General features: G+C 49.9%; 1 protein-coding gene. It reads right to left on the bottom strand.

What is annotated here, in order from left to right:
• Positions 1 to 188: 188 nt before the first annotated feature.
• A partial coding sequence (locus tag J0A66_RS21775; protein ID WP_206575944.1) for an MOSC domain-containing protein occupies positions 189 to 425 on the bottom strand: 237 nt, incomplete at its 5' end.

The raw sequence follows: 425 nt of genomic DNA, 5'->3' as shown, positions 1-425 counted from the left end.
AGGCTGGAACAAAATAGCGGTATGCATAATGAGCAGGAATCTAAGTCTTAGCCGAGCACGGCCCAGTCAGCAAATAGCTCACTGCCTGTGATGAGATAATAAGGTGGAAACCAATCTTGACGAGTGATTCAATCGCGGGAGAGGCGCCACACTCAGTGTGGCGATTGGCTGATGCAAAATAGTCCGGTTTATTTTTTATCGGCTTGCAACACCTCGACCGACATACCCACTTCCAGCCGACCTTCATTAACAGGAATAAGATTCATACCAAAGTTGATCTTACCCGACCTGTCCTTGCGAAAGGTGCCAAGGGTCTTGAGCGGCTCCTGATCACCCAAAAACTCTCCGGTACGGGGATCTCTGGTGGTAAACACGCAGCGACTGCAAGGCGAGTCCAGCTTAAACTCCACCTCACCAATACGGAT

It is taken from the genome of Bowmanella dokdonensis (genome assembly GCF_017254865.1).
In the GTDB taxonomy this organism is placed as follows: Bacteria; Pseudomonadota; Gammaproteobacteria; order Enterobacterales; family Alteromonadaceae; genus Bowmanella; species Bowmanella dokdonensis.
Note: the sequence above shows the minus strand (reverse complement) of the source record. Positions and strands in the feature narration are given on the sequence as shown.